Source organism: Cupriavidus taiwanensis, assembly GCF_900249755.1.
GTDB classification, from domain to species: domain Bacteria; phylum Pseudomonadota; class Gammaproteobacteria; order Burkholderiales; family Burkholderiaceae; genus Cupriavidus; species Cupriavidus taiwanensis_D.
Map to the genome: position 1 here is coordinate 515,231 of NZ_LT976853.1, position 24,897 is coordinate 540,127.

Here is a 24,897-nt window from a genome sequence, read left to right on the forward strand (position 1 = left end):
GTGAAATTCGGAAACCACGGTCCGTTGCGCAGAAACCGCCATGTTAAAATCGGCGCGCATTGGAGCCGGGCTACCCTGATGCCGGCCAGCCGAGTCCTGGCAAGGGTTTGCGGGAAGCTGCGCAGGCCTTTTAACCAGCTTGCGCGAGCCCCGGCGGCACAGTTTGCCAAACACCGGACCCAACCTCGGGCCAAATACCCGGCCGGCGTTTTCCAGAATATTTTCGGACACACTCACTTAGGGGTCTCCTTGTGAATATCGTCATTCTCGCCGCGGGCATGGGCAAGCGGATGTATTCCGATTTGCCCAAGGTGCTGCACCCGGTAGCCGGGCGGCCCATGCTCGCGCATGTCCTGGATACGGCCCGTGCGCTGTCGCCGTCCCGGCTGGTGGTCGTGGTCGGCCACGGCGCCGCGCGCGTGCGCGAGGCGGTGGCCGCCGACGATGTCGCCTTCGCCGAGCAGGCCCAGCAACTGGGCACGGGCCATGCGGTGATGCAGGCACTTCCCTTGTTGGACGATAACCAGCCTACGTTGGTTCTCTACGGTGACGTCCCGCTCACCAGCGCGGCAACGCTGCAGGCCCTGGTGGCCGAGGCCGGCGCGCAGCGCCTGGGCGTGCTCACCGTGGAAATGCCCGACCCCACCGGCTATGGCCGCATCGTGCGCGACGCCGCGGGCAGCATCGTCCGTATCGTCGAGCAAAAGGACGCGACCGAGGCCGAAAAAGCCATCCGCGAAATCAACACCGGCATCATCGTGTGCCCGACCGGCCACCTGCGCAAGTGGTTGTCGACGCTGCGCAACGACAACGCCCAGGGCGAGTATTACCTGACCGATACCGTCGAGCGCGCCGTCGCCGACGGCGTCGAGACGGTGTCGGCGCAGCCGGCGGCGCTGTGGGAGACGCTGGGCGTCAACAGCAAGCTGCAGCTGGCCGAGGTCGAACGCATCCACCAGGGCAACCTGGCCCGGCGCCTGCTGGAAGCCGGCGTCACACTGCTGGACCCGGCCCGCATCGACGTGCGCGGCGAGCTCACCTGCGGGCGCGATGTCACCATCGACGTGGGCTGCGTGTTCGAGGGCCGCGTGCACCTGGAAGACGGCGTGCGCATCGGCGCCCATTGCGTGATCCGCAACAGCACCGTCGGCGCCGGCGCGCAGGTGCATCCGTTCTGCCATATCGACGAAGCCAGGGTGGGGCCCGCGGGCCGCATCGGCCCCTACGCGCGCCTGCGTCCCGGCACCGAGCTGGGCGAGGACGTGCATATCGGCAACTTCGTCGAGGTCAAGAATGCACAGGTGGCGGCACACAGCAAGGCCAACCACCTGGCTTATGTGGGCGACGCCACGGTGGGCTCGCGCGTCAATATTGGCGCGGGTACCATCACCTGCAACTATGACGGGGTGAACAAGCACCGCACCGTGATCGAGGACGATGTCTTCATCGGCTCCGACACGCAACTGGTGGCCCCGGTAACGGTGCGCCGCGGCGCCACGCTCGGCGCCGGCACCACGCTCACCAAGGAGGCCCCGGCCGACAAGCTGACGCTGTCGCGGGCCAAGCAGCTGACCATCGACGCCTGGCAGCGTCCGGTCAAGCAGCCGAAGCAGTAAGCATCGCGCGCCGCCTGCACCAGGCGGCGCCACCGGATTCATACCGGCGCCAGTGGCCAGACGGCAGGCGCCAGCAAACGGGGGTTCAGCATGTGTGGCATCGTCGGCGCGGTTTCCACGCGCAATATCGTTCCGGTCCTGATCGAAGGGCTGCGCCGCCTGGAATATCGCGGCTATGACTCGTGCGGCGTCGCCGTCGTGCGCGACGATGCGGTCGAGCGCGCGCGCACCGTGTCGCGCGTCGCCGACCTCGACGCGCAGACGCAGGCGTCGGGCCTGTCCGGCTTCACCGGCGTGGCGCATACGCGCTGGGCCACGCACGGCAAGCCCGACACCGTCAACGCCCACCCGCACCTGTCCGGCGAAACCATCGCGCTGGTGCACAACGGCATCATCGAGAACTACGAGCCGCTGCGCGAAGAACTGCGCGCGGTCGGCTACGGCTTCGAGTCGCAGACCGATACCGAGGTGGTCGCGCACCTGATCCACCAGGCCTACAGCTACCCCAGCAGCGCCACGCGCGGCGACCTGTTCGCCTCGGTGCGCGCGGTCACCAAGCGCCTGCACGGCGCCTACGCCATCGCGGTGTTCGCCAAGGACCAGCCGGGCCGCGTGGTCGGCGCGCGCGCCGGCTCGCCGCTGGTGGTGGCGCTGGGCGAGAACGAATCGTTCCTGGCGTCCGACGCGCTCGCCGTGGCCGGCACCGCCAACCGCATCATCTACCTGGAAGAGGGCGATGTGGTCGAGATCACGCTGGACGGCGTGACCATCCACGACGCCGGCGACCACCCGGTCGAGCGCGAGGCGCGCGTGGTCGAAGCCCATGCCGCGTCGGTGGACCTGGGCCCGTACCGCCACTTCATGCAGAAGGAAATCTTCGAGCAGCCGCGCGCGCTGGGCGACACCCTCGAGGGTGTCGAAGGCCTGTCGCCGGACCTGTTCGGCGCCAACGCCGCCGAAGTCTTCGCCGGCATCGACAGCGTGCTGATCCTGGCCTGCGGCACCAGCTACTATTCCGGCTGCACCGCCAAGTACTGGCTCGAAAGCATCGCCAAGATCCCGACCCAGGTCGAAGTCGCCAGCGAATACCGCTACCGCGACACCGTGCCCAATCCGCGCGCGCTGGTGGTGGTGATCTCGCAATCGGGCGAGACCGCCGACACCATGGCCGCGCTGCGCCATGCGCGCGCGCTCGGCCACGTCCATACGCTGGCGGTCTGCAACGTCGCCACCAGCGCCATGGTGCGCGAGACCGAACTGCGCTTCCTGACCCGCGCCGGCACCGAGATCGGCGTGGCCTCGACCAAGGCCTTCACCACGCAGTTGGCCGCGCTGTACATGCTGACGCTGTCGCTGGCCAAGACCCGCGGCCTCTTGACCGACGAGGCCGAGGCCCAGGCGCTGACCAACCTGCGCCACCTGCCGGCCGCGCTGCACGGCGTGCTGGCGCTGGAGCCGCAGATCATCGCCTGGTCCGAAGACTTTGCCCGCCGCGAGAACGCGCTGTTCCTCGGCCGCGGCCTGCATTACCCGATCGCGCTGGAAGGGGCGCTCAAGCTCAAGGAAATCTCGTATATCCACGCCGAGGCCTACCCGGCCGGCGAGCTCAAGCACGGCCCGCTGGCGCTGGTCACCGAAGCCATGCCGGTGGTCACGGTCGCGCCCAACGACGCGCTGCTGGAAAAGCTCAAGTCCAACATCCAGGAAGTGCGCGCCCGCGGCGGCCGCCTGTACGTGTTTGCCGACAGCGATACGCAGATCCAGTCGTCCGACGGCATCCAGGTGATCCGCATGCCCGAGCACTACGGCGACCTCTCGCCGATCCTGCACGTGGTGCCGCTGCAGCTGCTGGCCTATCACACCGCCTGCGCGCGGGGGACCGACGTCGACAAGCCGCGCAACCTGGCGAAGTCGGTGACGGTGGAGTAAGTTGAGCGAGGCCGGCGCGATGCCGGCTGCCAGCTGCAAAGAGGCCCTGCGGGGCCTCTTTGCATTGGGACGCGGCCGCGCCGCCGCTACGCGACCGACAGCAGGAATGCCCGCGCCATTTCCTGGTCCAGCCGCCGGTCCGACAGCGCGAAAATGCTTTCGCGGTTGATCAGCGCATACAGCAGCGTGCCGGCCAGTGCCTGGTGGGCGAAGCGGATGCGCAATTCCAGTTCCGGCGACGCGCCGGCCGGGTGCAGCCGCGCCAGGCGCGGGGCCAGGTCCGCCATGTACTGGCGGTTGAGCTGCCGGATCGGATCTTCACCGGTGGTGGCCCGCACCACCAGCGAGGCGCGCAGCACGCCTTCGTTGCGGCAGGCCCAGATGCGGCTGTCGCGCGCCAGCGTGCGCACCGCGTCTTCCAGCGTGGTGGGCGCGTGGTCGAGCCGGGCCAGGCGCGCCGCCATGGCCTCGCGCAGCGCGGCCAGCGCCAGCGCCTGCAGCGCCCTGAAATAGCTGTCCTTGCCCTCGAAGCGGCTATAGAACGCGCCGGTGGTCACGCCCGCGCGGGCGCAGATTTCCTGGATCGAGACCTGTTCCAGCGTGCGTTCGCGCAGCAGCCGCCGGCCGGCTTCCAGCAACTGGTGCGTGGTGCGCAGCCCGCGCGAATAGCGCGGCACGGCATAGCCGGCATGGCCTTCCAGCGCGATCAGATTTTCTTTCATGACGACCCCGATCGGTCGCGGAAGTGCTTCCGCGAGCCTCTTTTGTCCGTGTTTTTACCGATGTCATGAACTGTATCAGGCCACCATACTCGGCCAAAACATAATTAAGATTATCAATTAAGCGGTACCGCAGCCATGCGGGACTGCCCGCAGACCGATGCACACAGCGACGCCCCCTCCGGCTCGGACGAGCTCCAGATTCGCAAGGTCGGTGCCCGCCTGTCCGGCCATATCGGCCGCGGCGACCGCGGGCCGGCGCATCACGGAAGGCGCACCGTCGATGCCCGCCGCGGCGGCATCGCATCCTTACAGGAGACACGCATGAATCCGACCTACCAACCCCGTCGCGCGTGGCTGACCGCAGTGCTGCTGTTCTTCTTCCTGGTGGTCAACGCCATGGACAAGATGGTGGTGGGCCTGCTGGCCGCGCCGATGATGGACGAACTGGGGCTGACGCCGGCGCAGTTCGGGCTGGTCGGCAGCAGCTTCTTCTGGCTGTTCGCGGTGTCGGGCGTGCTCGGCGGCTTCCTCGCCAACCGCACGCCGACCTCGCGGCTGCTGGTGCTGATGGCGCTGGCGTGGTCGCTGTGCCAGATCCCGATCGCGCTGTCGTCGAGCCTGGCGGTGCTGATCGTGGCGCGCGTGCTGCTGGGCTTTATGGAAGGACCGGCCGCGCCGGTGGCGATCCACGCCTGCTACAAGTGGTTTCCGAACAACCGGCGCAACCTGCCGGTGGCGGTGCTGACGCAGGGCGCGGGCATCGGCATCGTGCTGGCGGGGCTGCTGATCCCGGCCGTGGCCGCGCACTGGGGCTGGCGTACCAACTTCTACCTGCTTGCAGTGCTGGGCGTGGTGTGGGCGGTGGCGTGGCTCGCGCTCGGGCGCGAAGGCACGCTGGATGAACGCCCGGCCGGGCACGGAGCCGCGGGCACCGGCGCGCCGCAGCGGCTGCCGTATCGCGTACTGCTGGGCGATCCCACGGTGCTGGGCTGCTTTGCCTTGCGGCTGGCGGCGTACTGGGGCCTGGCGCTGTGCCTGACCTGGATCCCGGCTTACCTGCAAAGCGGGCTGGGCTTCGACCATGCCGTCAGCGGCAAGCTGTTCGCGCTGATCGTCGGCACCAACCTGCCGCTGACGATCGCCATCGCCTGGTTCTCGGAACGGCTGCTCGCGCGCGGGGTGTCGTCGCGGGTGGCGCGCGGCCGGGTCTCGGCCGGCATGCTGCTGCTGGCGGGCGGCTTCTTCCTGATGCTGCTGTGGCCGGGCACCACGCCGGCCATGCGCGTGGCGCTGCTGGTGCTGGCCTGCGTGTGCGCGCCGGCGATCTATTCGCTCGGCCCGGCGATGCTGGCCGAGGTGGTGCCGGCAGGGCAGCGCGGCGCGGTGCTGGCGATCGACGCCTCGGTGTCGTCGGTCGCGGGCGTGCTGGCGCCGCTGGTGACGGGGGTGCTGGTGCAGAACACGCCCGGCGCGCGCGGCTTTGAACTGGGGCTGGCGCTGTGCGGCGCGATCATGGTGGTGGCGGCACTGGCCGGGCTGTGCGTGGTCAACCCGGAGCGCTCGCGCCAGCGCCTGGCCGCGCGGCTGCCAGCGGACGTCCAGGCCGGACAGCCCGCGGTGGCGGCAGGCTGATCGCCACCTGTCACGCCGGGCCTACGGCGCCGGCCCGGCATCGGCGCCGGCTTGCGCCACCGCTTCATGCACCAGCGCCGCGAACACGCGCATGGCCGGCGATGGCGTGTGCCCGGCCAGCGTCACGATCCCGTATTGCGCCTTCAGCGCGGTGGGCGGGTGCATCGGCAGGGCCACGGCCAGGCGCTGCGCGCAGGCATCGGCCATCATCGCCACGGGGACCAGCGCGACGGCATCGACCGCCAGCAGCAGCGTGCGCAGCGCGTGCATGTCGTTGCAGGTGACGGTCATCAGGCCCGGCTCATCGTCGGGCAGCGGGCCGCTGCCGCCGCTGGCCTCGTGCAGGGCCTGGCGGAAGAAGCGCACGATATGCGGCGGCAGCCGGGTGCCGGCCACCGGGTAGGCGCGCAGGTCGGCCAGCGTGACCTTGCGCTGCCGCGTCAGCGGATGCCCGGCGCGCACGAAGAAAGCTGTTTCCATTGCCGGCAGCCGCTCGATCTGCAGGTGCGCCTGGTCCGCCAGGCTGCGGCTTTCGCCGACGAAGATGTCGAGCTGCTCGGCTTCGAGTGAACGCCGCATGGCCGGGGTGTCGGCGGTCTCCAGGTCGATGCGCAGCCGCGGGTAGCGGCGCACCAGCGCCTCCAGCACGGGGTCCAGCAGGAACGAGGCCGCAAACGGCCCGAAGCCGGCGCGCAGGGTGCCGATCTCCACGTCTTCCAGCAATTGCAGGTCGCGCCGCAGCTCGCGCTGCTCGCGCAGCATGCGGCGCGCGCGCGCCAGCGCCAGCGTGCCGGCGGCGGTGGGACGCACCTTGCCGTAGCTGCGGTCGACCAGCGTGCCCAGGTCGGCTTCGAGCGCCTGGATGCTGCGCGTCAGCGCCGGCTGCGACAGGTGCAGCGCGGCGGCGGCGCGCGCAAAGCTGCCCTGTTCGACCAGCGTGACGAAGTGATGCAGTTGCCTCAAGCCCATGAATTCACTATTTGCGCATCGAAAACTGAAAAATATTGCATTGGACGTAAGTTCTCAAGCCCACTAAGGTTGTCCTCCAAAACCAAAACCCGAACTGGAGACAACATGAACCGACGCGCATGGCTGACGCTGGCCACCGGCGGCGTGGCCGCCGGGCTTTCGCTCGGCATGGCCCTGCCTGCCGCGGCGCAGGCCTATCCCGCCAAGCCGATCCGCATCGTCGTGCCCTATGTGGCCGGCGGCGGCACCGACACCATTGCCCGCGCCATGGGCGAAAAGCTGAGCAAGCGGCTGGGCCAGCCGGTGGTGGTCGACAACAAGGCCGGCGCGTCCGGCATCATCGGCACCGATGCCGTGGCCAAGGCCGCGCCGGATGGCTACACGCTGCTGATGACGCTGACCCAGTCGGTGCTGACCAACCAGTTCCTGTTCCAGAAGCTGCCTTACGACCCGCGCAAGGACCTGAGCATGATCAGCGTGCTGGCCGACGCGCAGCTGGTGCTGGTGACCCATCCGTCGGTGCCGGCGCGCACCGTGCGCGAGCTGGGCGACTATGCGCGCAGCCGGCCGGGCAAGCTGAGCTATGCCTCGTGGGGCGTGGGTTCGCTGTCGCACCTGAGCGGCGCCTACTACAGCAAGCTGGTGCACGGCCAGGCCACGCACGTGCCCTACAAGGGCGAAGCGCCGATGCTGCAGGACCTGCTCGGCGGGCAGGTGCAGTTCGGCTTCGCCAGCATCCTGACCGCCAAGCCCTACATCCAGAGCGGCAAGCTCAAGGCGCTGGCGGTGACCGGCACCCAGCGCAGCAGCGCGATGCCCGACATGCCCACCTTCGCCGAGGCCGGCCTGCCGGACAGCGCCTTCAAGACCGTCGGCTGGATCGGCCTGGTGGCGCCGGTAGGCGTGCCGGCACCGATCCTGGCCAGGCTGGAAGCCGAGGTGCGCGCCATCCTGCAGACCCCCGAGATGCAGGAGCGCATGGTCACGCTGGGATTGCGCACGGTCGGCAGTTCGCCGGCCGAGGCGCAGGCGCTCTACGCGCGCGACTGGCCGGTGCTGAAGACGCTGGTGGCGGATTCGGGCGCGAAGCTGGACTGAACTTCACCGGTGGCAAAAGCCCATGGCGGGCGCCGCGGCAAATTACCGCGGCGCCCGTTTTTTATTGTCACGATGCCGTGCAGGGCGCTTTTGAAAGTCGAATAAAAACCATTGGTATTCGCATCCGCAAGCAGGCGGAAAAATACGAATCCATGCGGCAAAAGCGACGCCGCGCGGGCCCTGATGGCTTTGATGTCCGCTTGCGCGGCACTACCATGAAGTCACGGCGGATGAGTCGCCGTGGCGTTGCTGTGGTCATGCAAACGCGACATCGTATGTCCCGGTCGAGGGACATTGGGGGCTGCCATGAAGAGCGACAAAAAGGTAATCCAGTTGCTGAACACGCAGCTGCGGCATGAGCTGACCGCGATCAACCAGTATTTCCTGCATGCCCGCATGTATCGGCACTGGGGACTGCGCGCGCTGGGCAAGCACGAGTACGAGGAATCGATCGAGGAAATGAAGCACGCCGACAAGCTGATCGAACGGATCTTGCTGCTCGATGGCTTGCCCAACCTGCAGGACCTCGACAAGCTGCTGGTCGGCGAGAACACCGAAGAGATGCTCGGCTGCGACCTGAAGCTGGAGCTGGTATCGCAGGCCAGCTGCAAGGACGCGATCAAGTATTTCGAATCGGTCGGCGATTATGTCTCGCGCCAGCTGGTGGTCGATATTCTCGAAGACACCGAAGAACATATCGACTGGCTCGAGGCGCAGCTGGAGCTGGTGCGCAAGGTCGGGGTGCAGAACTACATCCAGTCCGCCATGGGCGAACTGGAGGACTAAGCCGGCGCTGCGCTGCGCGGTCTCCTGCAAAGATTTCCATTTCCCGCTACACTGCGGCCCGCAGCACGTCGCGCCGCTCCGGCGCGATGTCAGCGGCGGGGTGGCAGAGTGGTTATGCAACGGCCTGCAAAGCCGTGTACGACGGTTCGATTCCGGATCCCCGCCTCCAGTTTCCTGCCCGGGCGCATCGCGCCCGGCGCCCCGGCGCACTCGCGCGTGATCGCCGCGCTTGCCTCTTATTCCCTCTCATTCACACGCGTGTCATCGGCCTGCGCCATGACCGCGTCCGGCTGTGCCGCGCGCACCCTGACCGGTATGCCGCAGCGATTTCCGGACACCTATTTATCCCCAATAGATCAACGACACCGAATCAGGTAATGTTGCCCGACAGGCCCGCCGGCCTGTGTGCAACCCGTGCCGCCAGATGGCGGCACCGCCATGTCCGGGCTTCCATGGCGTTTCCCGTCGCGAGGCAGTGTGAAAGAGAGAGGCTCCAGATGATGAAAGACCTGCGCATCCGCGCGGCCGTGCCGACGGATGCTCCCGCCGTGGGAGAGGTGCTGGAACGATGCGGGCTGTCGGTGGACGGCGTGCCGCGCCTGCTCGAGCATTTCCACGTCGCCATCCTGGGCGCGCAGATCATCGGCTGCGCCGCCGGCGAGCGCTGCGGCGAGACCGTGGTGATCCGTTCCGTGGCGGTGCTGCCCGAACACCGCGACCAGGGCGTGGCCACCCACGTGGTGCGGGCCGCGCTGATGCGCGCACGCGCCAACGGCGCGCGGCGCGCGGTGCTGCTGGCCTCGAGCTGCCCAAGCTATTTCGCGCGCTACGGCTTTACGCTGGTGCCCGCCGCCAAGCTGCCACCCGAGGTCATGTCATCGAGCGAATTCCTCCGCGCCGCCGACACGCCGCCGCTGTGCATGTGGTGCGAGCTGAGCTGATTCCCTGCAGACCGATGGCGAGCTTGCGCGCCCGCCTCAGTGGACGCCGTCGCAGCGGCTGATCTCCACCGTCACGTGCACCAATTCCTCGTGCACTGACAGCGCCTCGCGCACGCGCTGCGGCGTCAGCGCGGCATCATGCGTGACCAGGCAGACGATGCAGGCAAAGTGCTGCCGGCCCACGCGCCACACATGCAGGTCCGACACGCGGGTGCCTTCGTCGCTTTCGTTGCCGTGATCGAGGCCGGCCAGCACCTCGCGCACTTCATCCACCACCGGGTGGTCCATCTCGCGGTCCAGCAGCACGGTGCCGCTCTGGCGCATCAGGCCGATGGCCCAGCGGCCGACCAGCACCGCGCCCACCAGCCCCATCACGGGGTCGAGCCACGACCAGCCCAGCCACCAGCCGCCAGCCAGCGCAACGATCGCCAGCACCGAGGTGGCGGCATCGGCCAGCACGTGCACATAGGCGGCGCGCAGGTTCAGGTCGTGGTGGTGGTGATGGTCGTGCCCGTGCCCGTGCCCGTGATGATGGCCGTGGTCATGACCATGGTCGTGGCCATGCGCATGGCCGCCCAGGATCAGCGCGCAGCCGAGGTTGACCAGCAGCCCCAGCGCGGTCACGCCCATCGCCTCGCGATAGTGGATGGCCTGCGGCGCGAACAGCCGCTCGACCGATCCCGCCGCCATCAGCGCGGCAATGCCGAGCAGGAATACCGCGCTGGCAAAGCCGGCCAGCACTTCGATCTTCCAGGTGCCGAAGGCAAAGCGCCAGTCACCGGCGTAGCGCCGGGCCGCGGCATAGGCAAAGGCGGACAGGCCGATCGCCAGCGCGTGCGAGCTCATGTGCCAGCCATCGGCGAGCAGCGCCATCGAGTTGAACCAGAGCCCCGCGGCGATCTCCGCCACCATGGTGATGGCGGTGATCACCATGACCAGGCGCGTGCCGCGTTCGGCGGCGCGGTTGCCGGCGTCGAAGGCGTGGCTGTGGGTCCAGGCGGACAGGTCTTGGGTATGCATGGGGAATACGCGCGTTGCGCTTGAAATCCTGGGGAATCGCCTGGCACGAGGCCGGCAGGCCCAAGGGTAGCAGAGACCATTGCGCCTGCCGCGGCATCCCGCGACGGCAGCAGGGGCGCATTCGGGTGACGTCAGGAAGGGGGGCGCCATCGCCAAAGTGTGCGTTATGCGCAACAAGAGGTCCGCGATAGTCGTAAGGAATCTTATCTTTCGCATACATACATTCATGAATGGATGTATGATTCGGCGAAAAATTCACGTCCCCGTCATCTCTTTGTTGACCGTACCACGATGAGCTATCGCTTTATTGCCACCTGTCTTGCCGCCTGGATCGGCGTTTGCGCCACCGCGGGCTGGCTGGTCGAGCGTCTCTGGAGCTGAGCGCCGACCGCGCCGTGGGCTGAGCCTGGACCGCCTCCACCTCACTCCACCTCACTCCACCTCACTCCACCTCACTCCGCCTCCCGCCACCTCAAGCTGCCTGTTGCGCCTGCGCCAGGCTGTCGAAGAACTGCCACAACTGCGGCGCATCGCCGGTGGCCACGTTGAAGCGGATCCACGGCGAGTCGGTTTCGCCGGGCTCGAAATACGAACCCGGCGCCAGCCAGATGCCATGCTCCAATGCCAGCGTGGCAAGCCGGTTGCCGAGCAGCGGACCGCCACGGCGGCTGGCCACCCACTGCGCCTGCACCGATTCGTTCAGGCGCGCCCACGCGAACATCCCCCCTTCCGGGCGCAGCAGCACCTCAAGCCCGTGCGCTTCCATCTTTTCCGTGACGCGGTCCTGCTGCGCACGCAGCCGCTCCGACAACGCCGCCACATGGCGGCCGTAGTGGCCGCTGGTCAGCACCGAATACACCAGCCGCTCGGTCACCTCCGATGAGGTCAGGCCGACCGCCATCTTGGTGCGCGCGAAGGCCTTGGCCAGCTCCGGGCTGGCCGCCAGGTAGCCCACCCGCAGCGACGGCGTGATGGTCTTGGAAAAGCCGTTGACATAGACCACCTGCGACAGCCCGTCCATCGCCGCCAGCATCGGCGAGCCGGCCGGCGCCAGTTCGCGGTAGATATCGTCCTCGACCACCAGCAGCCGGTGCTGCTCGGCCAGCTGCAGCACGCGGAAGGCGTTCATGCTGGTCAGGCTGGCGCCGGTCGGGTTCTGCAGCACGGTGTTGATGAACAGCGCGCGCGGGGCGTGGGTGCGCAGCGCATCCTCGAGCGCGTCGGTGTCCAGCCCCGCCGCCGTGCGCGGCACCCCCACCACGCGCAGCCCGGCCAGCCGCAGGATCTGCAGCAGGTTGCAGTAGCAGGGCGATTCCACCAGCACGGTATCGCCGGCGCGCAGCAGCGTGCGCACCACCAGGTCCAGTGCCTGCGTCGCGCCCTGGGTCAGCACCACCTGCTGCGCCTGCAGCGGAATGCCGTACTGGCCCAGGCCTGCGGCAATATGCTCGCGCAGCGGCGCAAAGCCATACGGATGGCCGTAGCCGGACAACTGCGCCGCCGGCACGCGGGCCGCGGCGCGCATGGCCTGGTGCAGGCCTTCCTCGTTGAGCCAGTCGCCCGGCAGCCAGCCGGCGCCAGCCTTGATCGGCACCGAGTGGTCGGCAAACACGTCCGACAGCAGCCAGGCCGCGTTCAGTCCCGGCGCTTCCCACTGCGGCGCGCGTGCATGACCGGCCGGGGCGTGGCGGTGCGCCACGGTGTAGCCGGAGCCGGGCCGCGCGGCCAGGTAGCCGAGCGCGGTCAGGCGCCCGTAGGCCTCGGCCACGGTGAAGGTGCTGACATGGTGGTGCTGGGCAAAGCGCCGCACCGACGGCAGCGCCGCGCCGGCGCGCAGCGCGCGCTGTTCCACCAGCGCGGCGATGCCGGCGACGATCTGCTCGGTCAGGGTGTCGCCGTCGCGGCGGCTGCGGGTCAGGTTCAGGGTCAGCATCAGGCACTCGGGCGGGCGTGGACCTGTACAGTTTAGCGGCAGCGGGGGCGCTCGCGGGGCATGGCTCTCCGCCACGCGAACATTGCCGCAGTGCAGCGTGGGATGGCATGCCGCGGTGGAGGCCCCGCGCCACGGAATCGCCTGGGATCGGTGCCGCTGCGTCGCTTGCCTGTACGGTTCGGCGTGATCAAACTGTACGGTAAGGCATGGTTGTCCGGACTGTATATTTTGTCGGCCAGTCGCCGCCGGTAGAGTGGCTCTCATTGCCGCCGCTGTCCGCCAGCGCGCGGCCGCAATCCGACCCGCCAACCGACCCGCTTTCCCTCCAGGAGGACGTATGGACGCCGCCAAGACCGTGATTCCCGATCTCGATGCCCTGTGGATGCCCTTCACCGCCAACCGCCAGTACAAGGCGGCGCCGCGCCTGCTGGCGTCGGCCAGCGGCATGTACTACACCACCCACGACGGCCGCCAGATCCTGGACGGTTGCGCCGGCCTGTGGTGCGTGGCGGCCGGTCACTGCCGCAAGGAGATCGCCGAGGCGGTGGCACGCCAGGCGGCCACGCTGGACTACGCGCCGCCGTTCCAGATGGGCCATCCGCTGTCGTTCGAGGCCGCCACCAAGCTGGCGGCGATCATGCCGCACGGGCTGGACCGCATCTTCTTCACCAACTCGGGCTCGGAGTCGGTCGATACCGCGCTGAAGATCGCGCTGGCGTATCACCGCGCGCGCGGCGAAGGCCAGCGCACGCGCTTTATCGGCCGCGAGCGCGGCTACCACGGCGTCGGCTTCGGCGGAATGGCGGTGGGCGGCATCGGCCCCAACCGCAAGGCCTTCTCGGCCAACCTGATGCCGGGCACCGACCACCTGCCGGCGACGCTGAACCTGGCCGAGACGGCTTTCTCCAAGGGCCAGCCGCAATGGGGCGCGCATCTTGCCGACGAGCTCGAGCGCATCCTCGCGCTGCATGACCCGGCCAACGTCGCCGCGGTCATCGTCGAGCCGCTGGCGGGCTCCGCCGGCGTGCTGGTGCCGCCGGTCGGCTACCTGGAAAAGCTGCGCGAAATCACCAGCAAGCACGGCATCCTGCTGATCTTCGACGAAGTCATCACCGCCTTCGGCCGCCTGGGCGCGGCGACCGCGGCCGAGCGCTTCAACGTGACGCCGGACCTGATCACCATGGCCAAGGCGATCAACAACGCCGCGGTGCCGATGGGCGCCGTCGCGGTGCGCCGCGAAGTGCATGACGCGGTGGTCAACTCGGCTGCGCCCGGAACGATCGAGCTGCTGCACGGCTACACCTACTCCGGCCACCCCGTTGCCGCGGCCGCGGCGATCGCCACGCTGGACCTGTACCAGCGCGAAAACCTGTTCGGCCGCGCCGCCGAGCTGGCGCCGGTATTCGAGGCCGCGGTGCACGGCGTACGCGGCGCGCCGCACGTGAAGGACATCCGCAACTACGGGCTGGTGGCGGGCATCGAACTGGAGCCGCGTCCGGGCCAGCCGGGCGCGCGCGCCTACGAGGCCTTCCTCAAGTGCCTGGAGCTGGGCGTGCTGGTGCGCTACACCGGCGACATCCTGGCGTTCTCGCCGCCGCTGATCATTTCGGAGGCGCAGATCGGCGAGCTGTTCGATACCGTGAAAAAGGCGCTGCAGGACATCAAGTAAGCGGCCCTCGCCGCATCGCCTTGCCGCCGGGCCCGCGGGCCCGGCCTCCCTGATTGCACGCCGGGCGCGCTGTGTTGCGTGCCCCGGCCCTCGAAGGAAACCCCAAGTGAGCATCGCAGAAAACCGGCAACTGGCCGAAATCCATCATTTCATCGGCGGCACCGTGCGCCGCGCCGGCGGCCAGCGCCAGGCGGATGTGTTCAACCCCGCCACCGGCGAAGTCAGCGCACGCGTGGCGCTGGGCACCGCGCAGGACGTGGCCGACGCCGTGGCCGCCGCCAAGGCCGCGTTCCCCGCCTGGGCCGACACCCCGCCGCTGCGCCGCGCGCGCATCCTGTTCAAATTCAAGGAACTGCTGGACCAGCACCACGACGACCTCGCCGCGCTGATCACGCGCGAGCACGGCAAGGTGTTCACCGATGCCAAGGGCGAAGTCACGCGCGGCATCGAGGTGGTGGAGTTCGCCTGCGGCATCCCCAACCTGCTCAAGACCGATTTCACCGACAACATCGGCGGCGGCATCGACAACTGGAACCTGCGCCAGCCGCTGGGCGTGGTGGCCGGCATCACGCCGTTCAACTTCCCGGTGATGGTGCCGATGTGGATGTTCCCGGTGGCGCTGGCGTGCGGCAATACCTTCGTGCTCAAGCCGTCCGAGCGCGACCCGTCGCCGAGCCTGCTGATCGCTGATCTGCTGCGCCAGGCCGGCCTGCCCGACGGCGTGTTCAACGTGGTCCAGGGCGACAAGGAAGCGGTCGATGCGCTGCTGGCGCACCCCGACGTGCAGGCGCTGTCGTTCGTCGGCTCGACGCCGATTGCCGAGTACATCTACACGGAAGGGACGAAGCACGGCAAGCGCGTGCAGGCACTGGGCGGCGCCAAGAACCACCTGGTGGTGATGCCCGATGCGGACCTGGACCAGGCCGTCGATGCGCTGATCGGCGCCGCCTATGGTTCGGCGGGCGAGCGCTGCATGGCGATCTCGGTGGCGGTGGCGGTCGGCGATGTCGCCGACCGGCTGGTGCCGCGGCTGGCCGAGCGCGCCCGCGCGCTGAAGATCCGCAACGGCATGGAGGCCGATGCCGAAATGGGGCCGCTGGTGACCGCTGTTCACAAGGCCAAGGTCGAGGGCTACATTGCCAAGGGCGTGGAAGAGGGCGCAACGCTGGTCACCGATGGCCGCGGCCACCAGGTCGATGGCCACGAGAACGGCTTCTATGTCGGCGGCACGCTGTTCGACCACGTCAAGCCGGACATGACCATCTACAAGGAGGAGATCTTCGGCCCGGTGCTGTCGGTGGTGCGCGTGCATGACTTTGCCGAGGCGGTGGCGCTGATCAACGCGCACGAGTACGGCAATGGGGTCTCCTGCTACACCAGCGACGGCGGCATCGCGCGCGCGTTCGCGCGGCAGATCCAGGTGGGCATGGTCGGCATCAACGTGCCGATCCCGGTGCCGATGGCGTGGCATTCGTTCGGCGGCTGGAAGCGCTCGCTGTTCGGCGACCACCATGCCTACGGCGAAGAGGGCGTGCGCTTCTACACGCGCTACAAGAGCGTGATGCAGCGCTGGCCGGACTCGATCGCCAAGGGCGCCGAGTTCACCATGCCGGTGGCGAAGTAAGCGCCGCAGCCGGGGCATGAAGGTCAACCGCATCGTCGCCAACATCGGCACCGCCGATCCCGGCCAGGCCCGCGTCTTCTACCAGGAGGTGCTGGGCCTGGACCTGCTGATGGACCACGGCTGGATCCGCACCTACGGCAGCGATGCCGCGGCGCGGACCCAGGTCAGCTTTGCCGTGGAAGGCGGCAACGGCACGCCCGTGCCCGCGCTGTCGATCGAAGTCGACGATGTCGACGAAGCCCACCGCCGCATGGTGGCCGCCGGCTTTGCCGTGGAATACGGCCCGGCCGACGAGCCGTGGGGCGTGCGGCGCTTTTTCGTGCGCGATCCGTTCGGGCAACTGGTCAATATCCTCGCGCACGCCTGAGGGCGTGCCTTGTCGGTCGTCAGTGCCGCCCCGGCCTGGCTTTCCTATCATTCCTGCAACGCGGTGGCCTGGCGCAAGTGATGTATGCGCCCGGGCCTCGTCGTACACTACCGCCCTTTTTTCCGGGCCCGCGCGTTGCCGCCGCGGACCCGGCCACCGTTGCAGGGAGTCTGAATGAGCTTGTTCCGCACCAAGGACATCGACGCGATGCTGGCCGTCGCGCGCGATGACGGCCTGAAGAAAGTGCTGGGTCCGGTCGACCTGGTGCTGATGGGCATCGGCGCCATCATCGGCACCGGCATCTTCGTGCTGACCGGCACCGGCGCGCTGACCGCCGGGCCGGCGCTGACGGTGTCGTTCGTGATCGCGGCGCTGGCGTGCGGGTTTGCCGCGCTGTGCTACGCGGAGTTTGCCTCGGCGATCCCGGTGTCGGGGTCGATCTATACCTACAGCTACGCCACGCTGGGCGAGATCGTCGCGTGGATGATCGGGTGGGACCTGCTGCTGGAATACGGGCTGGCGACGTCGGCGGTGTCGGTGGGCTGGTCGGGCTATTTCCAGTCGCTGATGGCGGGCTTCGGCATGAAGCTGCCGGCGGCGCTGAGCGCGGCGCCGGGCTCGGTGCCGGGGGTGCAGACCGTGCTGAACCTGCCGGCGTGCCTGATCATGCTGGCCATCACCTGGGTGGTCTCCTACGGCGTGCGCGAGTCGGCGCGCGTCAACAACCTGATGGTGGCGGTGAAGATCGGCGTGGTGCTGCTGTTTATCGCGGTGGGCGTGTGGCACGTGCAGCCGGCCAACTGGCAGCCGTTCGCGCCGTTCGGCTTTGCCGGCATCTTCAATGCGGCGGCGCTGGTGTTCTTCGCGTTTATCGGCTTCGATGCCGTGACCTCGGCGGCCGAGGAAGTCCGCAACCCGCGCCGCGACCTGCCGATCGGCATTATCGGCTCGCTGGCGGTCTGCACGGTGCTGTACGTGGTGGTGGCGGCGATCATGACCGGCATCGTGCCGTTCGCCAGGTTTGCCGGCGTCGACCATCCGGTTTCGCTGGCGCTGCAGTTTGCCGGAGAGAACTGGGTGGCGGGCTTCGTCGACCTGGGCGCAATCCTGGGCATGACCACGGTGATCCTGGTGATGACCTACGGCCAGACCCGCGTGATCTTCGCCATGTCGCGCGACGGGCTGCTGCCCGAGCGGTTGTCGTCGGTGCATCCGGTGCATGCGACGCCGTATTTCGCCACCTGGACCGTCGGCATCGTGTTTGCCGCGATTGCCGCGTTCGTGCCGCTGAACGTGCTGGCCGAGCTGATCAATATCGGCACGCTGGCCGCCTTCACGCTGATCTCGGTGGCGGTGCTGGTGCTGCGCAAGACCCGGCCCGAACTGCCGCGCGCGTTCCGCTGCCCGGGCGTGCCGGTGGTGCCGCTATTGTCGATCGGCTTCTGCCTGTTCCTGATGGCACACCTGCAGGCGCTGACGTGGATTGCCTTCCTGGTGTGGCTGGCAGTGGGGCTGGTGATCTACTTCGCCTATGCGCGGCGCAATGCCGTGCTGCATAACCACGGCGGCTGAGCCGGCTCGGTGGCCAGGTTCAGCCGCCGCGTTCGGCGGCTGCCTTCATGAACGCCACCGCGCGCGGCTCGTTGGCATAGGCGGCGTTGATGCGGATCCACGCCGAGGTCTCGCCGCCCGGGCGGAAGTAGTTGCCCGGCGCCAGCGTCACGCCGTACTCCTCGCCCAGCGTCACCAGCTCGCGCGAATCCGCGATGCCCGGCGGGCGCGCCCACAGGAAGTTGCCGCCGGACGGCTGGCAGAACACCTCCCAGCCATTGCCGTGCAGCTGGCGCACCGCGCCGGCCACGGCCTCGCGCACGCGCAGCCGCAGCCGCTCCACATACTTGCGGTAGCCGCCGCGCTCCAGCAGCGCCGCGGTCACCGCCTCGGCAAAGTGCGAGCCGGCCACGCTGGTCAGCACCTTCACGTCGACCAGGTCCTTGACCAGCGCCTTGTCGGCCACCAGGTAGCCGATCCGCAGCGACGCCGACACCGTCTTGGAGAAGCCGCCGATGTAGATCACGTGCTCGAGCTGGTCCAGCGTCGCCAGCCGGTCGGTGAAATGGGTCTGGAAGTCCGAGAAAATATCGTCCTCGACAAAGCGGAAGCCATGCCGGCGCGCCAGCTCCAGCAGCCGGAACGCCACCGGCGGCGCCAGCGTCGAGCCGGTCGGGTTCTGCAGCACGCTGTTGGTGAAGAACAGCTTGGGCTTGTGCTGGCGCAGCAGCGCTTCGGTGGCGTCGGGGTCGGGGCCGTCGGGCGTGTGCGGCACGCCCACCAGCTGCACCCCGTGCAGCCGCAGCAGGCCGAACAGGTTGTAGTAGCCGGGGTCTTCCACGAACACCGTGTCGCCGGGCTTGAGCAGGTGGCGCACCACCAGGTCCAGCGCCTGGCTGGCGCCGGTGGTGATCAGCACTTGCGGCAGCTCCGCGGCGATGCCCAGCTGGCGCACGCGCAGCAGCACCTGGCGGCGCAGCTCCGGATGCCCCATCGGCGTGGCGTAGTGGATTACGCTGTCGATCTCGTTGCGCGAGATCGCGCGGATCGCCTGCGTCAGCCCTTCGACATCGCGCCAGTTCTCGGGGACGAAGCCGCCCGCCAGCTTGAGCGTGCCGCTGGGGTGGTTGAACTGCTCCAGGATATGGTCGGACAGGTCCTCGGCCAGGCTGGGGTCCGACCAGCCGCGCGCCGAGCGCCCTGCCAGCGGGCTGTCCGCCACATAGAAGCCCGAGCCCTGGCGCGAATCGAGCAGCCCCTGCGACACCAGCCGGTCATAGGCCTCGATCACCGGGAAGCGGCTGATGCCGTTTTCCGCGGCGAGTTGCCGGATCGACGGCAGCCGTGCGCCCGGGCGCGCCTCGCGGTTGCCGATCCACGCCTTCACCCCTTCGACGATCTGCTCGGTCAGTGGAATTCCGGTGGAAGCATCTAAGATGAGTTTCATGGGGAGGACGGCCGGCGAAGGCTGGCGAGGGCGCAACTGTCAGGAAAAACTACTGAACAGTTCATCGAAAACTGTTCACAACTGTACATGGGATTGTAGTGAGGGATGCGAATAATGGAAGCGTGGCGGAGGAGGGCGCCGGCATCCACATCCCCTGGATGGCCCGGCACCCGCGATCACCGCCGGGCTGACAAGGAGTGCAACATGCGCGAACTACGGACTTTCGAACTCGACCAACCCGGACTGCCGGTAAGCTGGCGCGCCGGTTACGGGCAGACCGTCTGCGCGGTGGCGGGCCAGCTGTGGGTGACGGTGGAAGGCCATCCCCACGACATCTGGCTGGCGCCGGGCGACGAACTGGCGCTGCCCGAGGGCTACCGCGTGTGGCTGTCGGGCGACGGCGCGGGGGCGCGCTTCACGCTGGCGCAGGTGCCGGCGCCGTGGTCGCTGCGGCGCTTGCTGGCGTGGCTGCGCGCGCTGCGGCATCGGGTCGAGGAGCACAGCACCGACGCCTTTGGCGAATGCCCGAGGATGTGGGCCTGAGCGGCCTGCTTTTTACCTGACAAGGCCACCTGCGGGTGGCCTTTTGCTTGGCGGCGGCGCCTACTCTATAAGCACGGAGGCGCCCGTCCTCGGGGTTCCGCCCCATTGCTTTACGTTAACGTCAACGTCATATAATCGATCGGCCCCGGATCCCGGGGCCCAGCCCGCGCGCCTGCCGCCCAGCCGACCCAGAGCGGCACAGACTGCACGACAGCGCATGCCGCGGTGGCAGCCAAACACCAGAGACGGTGGAGACAATGACCGACCTTTCCGATGTCCATGATGTGCGCCGCGGTGCGCCCCAGCCCAAGCCGGCCGCGCCAGGCACCGGCCCGGCCAACAAGGTGCGCTTCGTCACCGCGGCGTCGCTGTTCGACGGCCACGATGCCTCGATCAACATCATGCGCCGCATCCTGCAGTCGCACGGCTGCGAGGTGGTCCACCTCGGCCACAACCGCTCGGTCGAAGAGATCGTGACCGCGGCGCTGCAGGAAGACGCGCAGGGCATTGCCATCTCGAGCTACCAGGGCGGCCATGTCGAGTACTTCAAGTACATGGTCGACCTGCTGCGCGACAAGGGCGGCGAACACGTGCAGGTCTTCGGCGGCGGCGGCGGCGTGATCGTTCCCGACGAGATCCGCGAGCTGCAGGCCTACGGCGTGGCGCGCATCTACAGCCCCGAGGACGGCCAGCGCATGGGCCTGGCCGGCATGATTGCCGACATGGTGCAGCGCTGCGACCTCGACCTGAGCCGCTACGCGCCCACCACGCTCGACCCGGTCGCCGCCGGCGACCGCCGCGCGCTGGCGCAGTTGATCACCGCGCTGGAGAACGGCAAGGCCGACCCGGCGCTGGTGCAGGCGATGCACTCGCAAGCAGCCGCGGCATCGATCCCGGTGCTGGGCATCACCGGCACCGGCGGCGCCGGCAAATCATCGCTGACCGACGAGCTGATCCGCCGCTTCCGGCTCGACCAGCAGGATGCGCTGTCGATCGCCGTGATCTCGATCGACCCGTCGCGGCGCAAGTCCGGCGGCGCGCTGCTCGGTGACCGCATCCGCATGAACGCGATCAACCATCCCAACATCTTCATGCGCTCGATGGCGACGCGCGAGGCGGGCTCCGAGATCTCGCAGGCGCTGCCCGACGCGATCGCCGCGTGCAAGGTGGCGGGCTTCGACCTGGTGATCGTCGAGACCTCGGGCATTGGCCAGGGCGACGCCGCCATCGTGCCGCACGTCGACCTGTCGCTGTACGTGATGACGCCCGAGTTCGGCGCCGCCAGCCAGCTCGAGAAGATCGACATGCTGGACTTTGCCGACTTCGTCGCCATCAACAAGTTCGACCGCAAGGGCGCGCAGGACGCCTGGCGCGACGTCGCCAAGCAGGTGCAGCGCAACCGCGAGCAATGGCATGGCAAGCCGGAGGACATGCCGGTCTACGGCACCCAGGCGTCGCGCTTCAACGACGACGGCGTGACCATGCTGTACCAGGGCCTGCGCGAGGCGCTGGCAGGACGCGGGCTGCAGGTGCAGCCCGGCATGCTGCCGGCGCTGTCCGGGCGCATCTCCACCGGCCAGAACGTGATCGTGCCGCCGGCGCGCAGCCGCTACCTGGCGGAACTGGCCGACACCGTGCGCGGCTACCACCGCCGCGTGGCCGAGCAGAGCCGCATTGCGCGCGAGCGCCAGCAACTGCGGGAATCGAGCCGCATGCTGCAAGCCGCGCAGGGCGACGTTGCCGCGCTCGACGCACTGGCCGCCGAACGCGACAGCGCGCTGGGCCAGGTCGAACGCAAGCTGCTGGCGATGTGGCCGCAGATGCAGGAGGCCTACAGCGGCGACGAATACGTGGTGAAGATCCGCGACAAGGAAATCCGCACCGGACTGGTCACCACCACGCTGTCGGGCACCAAGGTGCGCAAGGTAGTGCTGCCGCGCTTCGAGGACGACGGCGAGGTGCTGAAGTGGCTGATGCGCGAGAACGTGCCCGGCAGCTTCCCCTACACCGCCGGCGTGTTCGCCTTCAAGCGCGAGAACGAAGACCCGACCCGCATGTTCGCCGGCGAGGGCGATGCGTTCCGCACCAACCGCCGCTTCAAGCTGGTGTCGGAGGGGATGGACGCCAAGCGCCTGTCGACCGCGTTCGACTCGGTCACGCTGTACGGCGAAGACCCGCATGTGCGCCCCGACATCTACGGCAAGGTCGGCAACTCGGGCGTGTCGATCGCCACGCTCGACGACATGAAGGTGCTGTACGACGGCTTCGACCTGACCAGCCCGAGCACCTCGGTGTCGATGACCATCAACGGCCCGGCGCCGACCATCCTGGCGATGTTCATGAACACCGCCATCGACCAGCAGCTCGACAAGTTCCGCGCCGACAACGGCCGCGACCCCACCGCCGACGAGGAAGCCAAGATCCGCGCCTGGGTGCTGCAGAACGTGCGCGGCACGGTGCAGGCCGATATCCTGAAGGAAGACCAGGGCCAGAACACCTGCATCTTCTCCACCGAGTTCTCGCTCAAGGTGATGGGCGACATCCAGGAGTACTTCGTGCACCACCAGGTGCGCAACTTCTACTCGGTATCGATCTCGGGCTACCACATCGCCGAGGCCGGCGCGAACCCGATCTCGCAGCTGGCGTTCACGCTTTCAAACGGCTTCACCTACGCCGAGGCGTACCTGGCGCGCGGCATGCATATCGACGACTTCGCGCCCAACCTGTCGTTCTTCTTCTCCAACGGCATGGATCCCGAGTACAGCGTGCTGGGCCGCGTGGCGCGCCGCATCTGGGCGGTGACCATGCGCGACAAGTACGGCGCCAACGAGCGCAGCCAGAAGCTCAAGTACCACATCCAGACCTCGGGCCGTTCGCTGCATGCGCAGGAGATCGACTTCAACGATATCCGCACCACGCTGCAGGCACTGATCGCGATCTACGACAATTGCAACTCGCTGCACACCAACGCCTACGACGAGGCCATCACCACGCCCACCGGCGAATCGGTGCGGCGCGCGCTGGCGATCCAGCTGATCATCAACCGCGAATGGGGCGTGGCGAAGTGCGAGAACCCCAACCAGGGCAGCTTCCTGATCGAGGAGCTGACCGACCTGGTGGAAGAGGCGGTGCTGCAGGAGTTCGAGCGCATCGCCGAGCGTGGCGGCGTGCTGGGGGCGATGGAAACCGGCTACCAGCGCGGCAAGATCCAGGAGGAATCGCTCTACTACGAGCAGCTCAAGCACGACGGCACGCTGCCGCTGATCGGCGTGAACACCTTCCGCAATCCGGACGGCGACCCGGTGCCGCAGAAGCTGGAACTGGCGCGTTCCAGCGAAGCCGAGAAGCAGAGTCAGCTGGCGCGCCTGCAGGCATTCCAGCAGGCGCATGCCGACGCAGCGCCGGCGATGCTGCAGCGGCTGCGCCAGGCCGTGATCGACAACCAGAACGTGTTCGCGGTGCTGATGGACGCGGTGCGGGTTTGCTCGCTGGGGCAGATCACGCATGCGCTGTTCGAGGTCGGCGGGCAGTATCGCCGCAATATGTAGACCCCGGTCCACGCGCTGACCGGTAATCGCGCAGGGCGGCCGCGGCAAGGGCCGCCCTGCGTTACACTCGGATGCTGCGCCGCACCGTCATCACCGGCCAGCGCAAACCGGCGCCTGGCGGCAACAAATCCCGAGACCACCGCAACACAAGACCATGGACACCCAGTACAGCCCGAACAACATCTTTGCCAGGATCCTGCGCGGCGAAATGCCATGCATCAAGGTGTACGAGGACGACGACACCATCGCCTTCATGGACATCATGCCGCAGGCCGACGGCCATACGCTGGTGGTGCCCAAGGAAGCCGCGGTCAACCTGTTCGACTTGTCCGAGCGCGGCGCCCAGGCCGCCATCGTCGCCACCCAGCGCGTGGCGCGCGCGGTGCGCGCGGCGTTCAATCCCGACGGCATCTCGATCGGCCAGTTCAACGGCGCCGCGGCCGGGCAGACCGTGCCGCACATCCATTTCCACATCGTGCCGCGCTACAACGACCAGTCGCTGCGCGGCCACGCGCGCGACATGCAGGAGCCCGAAGTGCTCAAGGGCCATGCCGAGCGCATCATCGCGGCGCTGCGCGAGCAGGCGCCCTGAACCACGCATCCAAGCATTCAACCAAGCAAGCAGAGGAAGACAAGATGGCAATCAAGACTGTAGGCATCGTCGGTGCCGGCACCATGGGCAATGGCATCGCCCAGGCCTGCGCAGTGGTGGGTCTTAACGTGGTGATGGTCGACATCAGCGACGCCGCCGTGCAGAAGGGCGTGGCGACGGTGTCGGGCAGCCTGGACCGGCTGATCAAGAAGGAAAAGCTGACCGAGGCGCAGAAGGCCGACGCGCTGGCGCGCATCAAAGGCAGCACCGCGTACGACGACCTCAAGGCCGCCGACATCGTGATCGAGGCCGCCACCGAGAACTACGACCTCAAGGTCAAGATCCTCAAGCAGATCGACGGCATCGTCGGCGACAACGTCATCATCGCGTCGAACACCTCGTCGATCTCGATCACCAAGCTCGCCGCCGTGACCGCGCGCGCCGACCGCTTTATCGGCATGCATTTCTTCAACCCGGTGCCGGTGATGGCGCTGGTCGAACTGATCCGCGGCCTGCAGACCAGCGACGCCACGCACGCCGCCGTCGAGGATCTGTCGAAGCAACTCGGCAAGTACCCGATCACCGTCAAGAACAACCCGGGCTTCGTCGTCAACCGCATCCTGTGCCCGATGATCAACGAGGCCTTCTGCGTGCTGGGCGAAGGCCTGGCCTCGCCGGAAGAGATCGACGAAGGCATGAAGCTGGGCTGCAACCACCCGATCGGCCCGCTGGCGCTGGCCGACATGATCGGGCTGGACACCATGCTGGCGGTGATGGAAGTGCTGTACACCGAGTTCGCCGATCCGAAGTACCGGCCGGCGATGCTGATGCGCGAGATGGTGGCCGCTGGCTACCTGGGGCGCAAGACCGGGCGTGGGGTGTACGTGTATAGCAAGTAAGTCGGACCGGG

At 68.1% G+C, this 24,897-nt stretch carries 19 protein-coding genes and 1 tRNA gene; 15 read left to right on the plus strand and 5 right to left on the minus strand.

The annotated features are described in order from the left end of the window. The first annotated feature begins 251 nt into the window (after positions 1 to 251). Together glmU and glmS are read left to right on the plus strand one after the other, a co-directional pair. Complete coding sequence (glmU, locus tag CBM2594_RS02365) at positions 252 to 1,616, plus strand: bifunctional UDP-N-acetylglucosamine diphosphorylase/glucosamine-1-phosphate N-acetyltransferase GlmU (RefSeq protein WP_116355437.1); 1,365 nt, start codon at positions 252 to 254, stop codon at positions 1,614 to 1,616. A gap of 90 nt (positions 1,617 to 1,706) precedes the next feature. Next, a complete protein-coding gene (glmS, locus tag CBM2594_RS02370) occupies positions 1,707 to 3,545 on the plus strand; it encodes a glutamine--fructose-6-phosphate transaminase (isomerizing) (protein WP_116355438.1) in 1,839 nt (612 codons plus the stop codon). Between the two features lie 86 nt (positions 3,546 to 3,631). On the opposite strand, the gene CBM2594_RS02375 is transcribed toward glmS, so the two are convergent. Continuing rightward, the gene (locus CBM2594_RS02375; protein ID WP_116355439.1) at positions 3,632 to 4,267 is read right to left on the minus strand and encodes a TetR/AcrR family transcriptional regulator; all 636 of its coding nucleotides are present in this window, start codon (positions 4,265 to 4,267) and stop codon (positions 3,632 to 3,634) included. A gap of 321 nt (positions 4,268 to 4,588) precedes the next feature. On the opposite strand from CBM2594_RS02375, the gene CBM2594_RS02380 reads away from it, so the two are divergent. Further along, positions 4,589 to 5,899 carry an MFS transporter gene (locus tag CBM2594_RS02380; RefSeq protein ID WP_116355440.1) on the plus strand — a complete coding sequence of 437 codons (1,311 nt, stop codon included), beginning with the start codon at positions 4,589 to 4,591 and terminating at the stop codon, positions 5,897 to 5,899. Between the two features lie 21 nt (positions 5,900 to 5,920). Here the strand turns inward: CBM2594_RS02380 and CBM2594_RS02385 are convergent, their stop codons facing one another. Continuing rightward, the gene (locus CBM2594_RS02385) at positions 5,921 to 6,868 is read right to left on the minus strand and encodes a LysR family transcriptional regulator (RefSeq protein WP_116355441.1); all 948 of its coding nucleotides are present in this window, start codon (positions 6,866 to 6,868) and stop codon (positions 5,921 to 5,923) included. Positions 6,869 to 6,973: 105 nt separating this feature from the next. On the opposite strand from CBM2594_RS02385, the gene CBM2594_RS02390 reads away from it, so the two are divergent. The 4 genes from CBM2594_RS02390 (at position 6,974) to CBM2594_RS02405 (ending at position 9,693) form a co-directional block, all read left to right on the plus strand. After that, positions 6,974 to 7,966, plus strand: coding sequence for a Bug family tripartite tricarboxylate transporter substrate binding protein (locus CBM2594_RS02390; RefSeq protein WP_116355442.1), 993 nt, complete (start codon positions 6,974 to 6,976; stop codon positions 7,964 to 7,966). 306 nt (positions 7,967 to 8,272) lie between these two features. Continuing rightward, positions 8,273 to 8,752: a bacterioferritin gene (gene bfr / locus CBM2594_RS02395; RefSeq protein WP_116355443.1), complete on the plus strand. Its 480-nt coding sequence runs from the start codon at positions 8,273 to 8,275 to the stop codon at positions 8,750 to 8,752. A 94-nt stretch (positions 8,753 to 8,846) separates the two neighbouring features. After that, positions 8,847 to 8,921 (plus strand) — tRNA-Cys (locus CBM2594_RS02400). Between the two features lie 328 nt (positions 8,922 to 9,249). Further along, complete coding sequence (locus tag CBM2594_RS02405) at positions 9,250 to 9,693, plus strand: GNAT family N-acetyltransferase (RefSeq protein WP_116355444.1); 444 nt, start codon at positions 9,250 to 9,252, stop codon at positions 9,691 to 9,693. Positions 9,694 to 9,729: 36 nt separating this feature from the next. Here CBM2594_RS02405 and dmeF read toward each other — a convergent pair whose 3' ends face one another. Both dmeF and CBM2594_RS02415 read right to left on the minus strand, forming a co-directional pair. After that, positions 9,730 to 10,713 carry a CDF family Co(II)/Ni(II) efflux transporter DmeF gene (gene dmeF, locus CBM2594_RS02410; RefSeq protein WP_116355445.1) on the minus strand — a complete coding sequence of 328 codons (984 nt, stop codon included), beginning with the start codon at positions 10,711 to 10,713 and terminating at the stop codon, positions 9,730 to 9,732. A 472-nt stretch (positions 10,714 to 11,185) separates the two neighbouring features. Next, positions 11,186 to 12,646, minus strand: a complete 1,461-nt coding sequence (locus CBM2594_RS02415; protein WP_116355446.1) for an aminotransferase-like domain-containing protein — start codon at positions 12,644 to 12,646, stop codon at positions 11,186 to 11,188. A 337-nt stretch (positions 12,647 to 12,983) separates the two neighbouring features. Between CBM2594_RS02415 and CBM2594_RS02420 the strand changes: the two genes are divergently transcribed. From CBM2594_RS02420 to CBM2594_RS02435, 4 genes are all read left to right on the plus strand, one after another. Next, positions 12,984 to 14,315, plus strand: coding sequence for an aspartate aminotransferase family protein (locus tag CBM2594_RS02420; protein WP_116355447.1), 1,332 nt, complete (start codon positions 12,984 to 12,986; stop codon positions 14,313 to 14,315). Positions 14,316 to 14,421: 106 nt separating this feature from the next. After that, positions 14,422 to 15,939: a CoA-acylating methylmalonate-semialdehyde dehydrogenase gene (locus tag CBM2594_RS02425; protein WP_116355448.1), complete on the plus strand. Its 1,518-nt coding sequence runs from the start codon at positions 14,422 to 14,424 to the stop codon at positions 15,937 to 15,939. Positions 15,940 to 15,955: 16 nt separating this feature from the next. Beyond that, positions 15,956 to 16,306 (plus strand): VOC family protein, encoded by a 351-nt coding sequence (locus CBM2594_RS02430; protein WP_116355449.1) that lies wholly within the window; start codon positions 15,956 to 15,958, stop codon positions 16,304 to 16,306. 174 nt (positions 16,307 to 16,480) lie between these two features. After that, entirely contained in the window at positions 16,481 to 17,878 is a 1,398-nt protein-coding gene (locus CBM2594_RS02435) for an amino acid permease (protein WP_116355450.1), read from the plus strand. Positions 17,879 to 17,897: 19 nt separating this feature from the next. On the opposite strand, the gene CBM2594_RS02440 is transcribed toward CBM2594_RS02435, so the two are convergent. Next, positions 17,898 to 19,304 (minus strand): aminotransferase-like domain-containing protein, encoded by a 1,407-nt coding sequence (locus CBM2594_RS02440; RefSeq protein ID WP_116355451.1) that lies wholly within the window; start codon positions 19,302 to 19,304, stop codon positions 17,898 to 17,900. Positions 19,305 to 19,508: 204 nt separating this feature from the next. Here CBM2594_RS02440 and CBM2594_RS02445 point away from each other — a divergent pair, with 204 nt between their 5' ends. From CBM2594_RS02445 to CBM2594_RS02460, 4 genes are all read left to right on the plus strand, one after another. Further along, entirely contained in the window at positions 19,509 to 19,847 is a 339-nt protein-coding gene (locus tag CBM2594_RS02445; RefSeq protein WP_116355452.1) for a DUF2917 domain-containing protein, read from the plus strand. A 257-nt stretch (positions 19,848 to 20,104) separates the two neighbouring features. Further along, positions 20,105 to 23,395, plus strand: coding sequence for a fused isobutyryl-CoA mutase/GTPase IcmF (icmF, locus tag CBM2594_RS02450; RefSeq protein ID WP_116355453.1), 3,291 nt, complete (start codon positions 20,105 to 20,107; stop codon positions 23,393 to 23,395). Between the two features lie 154 nt (positions 23,396 to 23,549). After that, a complete protein-coding gene (locus tag CBM2594_RS02455; RefSeq protein WP_116355454.1) occupies positions 23,550 to 23,987 on the plus strand; it encodes an HIT family protein in 438 nt (145 codons plus the stop codon). Then, entirely contained in the window at positions 23,984 to 24,886 is a 903-nt protein-coding gene (locus tag CBM2594_RS02460; protein WP_373457578.1) for a 3-hydroxybutyryl-CoA dehydrogenase, read from the plus strand. Before CBM2594_RS02455 ends, CBM2594_RS02460 begins: the two co-directional genes overlap by 4 nt. The last annotated feature ends 11 nt before the right edge of the window (positions 24,887 to 24,897 follow it).